Raw genomic sequence first — 1,665 nt, 5'->3', positions numbered from 1 at the left:
AAAATATGACTGATAAAAAAATTCTGTGGAATCCATATTCGCCAAAGGCGAACTGATGATGTTATGAACGAGGCAAACAAATATTCAGATATTTCATAGATGCCATGCCGGACTACTCTTGATCTTAACCTTGATCTTAACCTTGACCTTAGTTTGTCTTTTCCCTTTTCGTCTCTTTTCGTGGTCATTTTCTTTCTTATTTGCGTTCATTCGTGGTAACTTGTCCCGATATTTTTCAGGATTCGTGGTTAAGAGGTTTACACTAATTACCATTTTTCTACAATTTATTTCCGTTAACTAAAAATTATTATTGACTTTTACACGGTTACTTAGTACCATACAAATGTTTATTTGTCAACGGGACGTAAGATCAGAAGCGAAGGTTGACCTCTCCGGCTTCCGAAACTTCAAGTTGAAACGCTTTTTGGAAATTCAAGTTCTTCAGATAGAATCGTGGAGCAATTTATTTATAAAGGTGAAACGATGAATCGATCTGTTATCCCGGAAGAAAGAACATTCATTCTTCCCATTCTCAAGTCAGACTCTGTTCCAGTCTGCAAAGAGTGTATCTCATTTTACATGAACAACTCATGCGGGAGAGGTACAATAAAATTTTCTTTTCTACCATTGAAAAAAATGCAATAATTTATTTAGGATGTTATATGTTGGTAAGTAAAGATTTTATTTTAATAAAATGTAAAATAATTCTGGCTGTTATGTTCATTAATATTTCTTTATGCTCCTGCGATAGCATAACCGAAAATAAGAAAGTCTTTTGTGTCGATGCTGGTGAAGATCAGATAACTTATGTTGGTAGTTATGCTTTATTGGATCCTTCGAATAGTTATGTTGAAGAGGATATTGATATTATTGAATGGATTCAGGATGAAGGCAATCCAGAGAATGTATATGCATTTGCCCACTCAACACTTGAAGAGACAAATGTGATAGGTTTCCAAAAAGAAGGAATCTATAGATTTGTCATGAAAATTAACTGTGCAAGCGGAAATGTTTATATTGATACAACAAATATAACAGTACAACCAAGACAAGTCGGTTTAATCGAAGATGTTAGCCTTGAGACGCATATCAGGTACAGACTTAAGTATAAAGAAGGAGAATTAGCGTCAAACAAACTTGAAAAATTGGATTCATTATCAACCGCGGATATTGGACTAAAGAATAAAATCATAAGTATAAAAGGAATTGAGTATTGCACCAATTTGACATACTTAGGATTATCTCTCCAAAGCATTACCGAACTTCAACCGCTCGCCAGCCTTAAAAACCTCAAATTTCTCAATCTAAACCAAAACTACACAATAGAAAATATATCACCGATTTACAATCTTACTAATCTGAAATATCTCAGTTTATACAGCAATCCGATTAGTGACATCAGTGGAATAGGAAACTTGATCAAACTAACGCAGTTATATTTAATGTATACTCAAATCAGTGACATAAGCGCATTAAGTAGTTTAATAAATTTAGAAAGACTTTATATTGATGGTGTTGGTATAGGGGTGAATTTTAATAGTATAGAACCGCTTAAAAATCTAACTAAATTAAGGTTCTTTCGCATTTTAAATGGGTAGATAGTGTTTATTATTAGAGGTGAGGTCGAGTTTACCTGTCAGGAGATAGATAATAGTTTTGAAATAG

Annotated in this window: 2 protein-coding genes; one reads left to right on the top strand and one right to left on the bottom strand. The window is 33.3% G+C overall.

What is annotated here, in order from left to right; translation table 11 throughout:
* Positions 1-93: 93 nt before the first annotated feature.
* Complete coding sequence (locus COT43_11525) at positions 94-273, bottom strand: hypothetical protein (protein PIS27239.1); 180 nt, start codon at positions 271-273, stop codon at positions 94-96.
* A 317-nt stretch (positions 274-590) separates the two neighbouring features.
* Between COT43_11525 and COT43_11520 the strand changes: the two genes are divergently transcribed.
* Positions 591-1,598 carry a hypothetical protein gene (locus tag COT43_11520; GenBank protein ID PIS27238.1) on the top strand — a complete coding sequence of 336 codons (1,008 nt, stop codon included), beginning with the start codon at positions 591-593 and terminating at the stop codon, positions 1,596-1,598.
* The last annotated feature ends 67 nt before the right edge of the window (positions 1,599-1,665 follow it).

This window comes from Candidatus Marinimicrobia bacterium CG08_land_8_20_14_0_20_45_22 (genome assembly GCA_002774355.1).
In the GTDB taxonomy this organism is placed as follows: Bacteria; Fidelibacterota; UBA2242; order UBA2242; family UBA2242; genus 0-14-0-20-45-22.
This window is presented reverse-complemented; position numbering and strand designations above follow the sequence as displayed.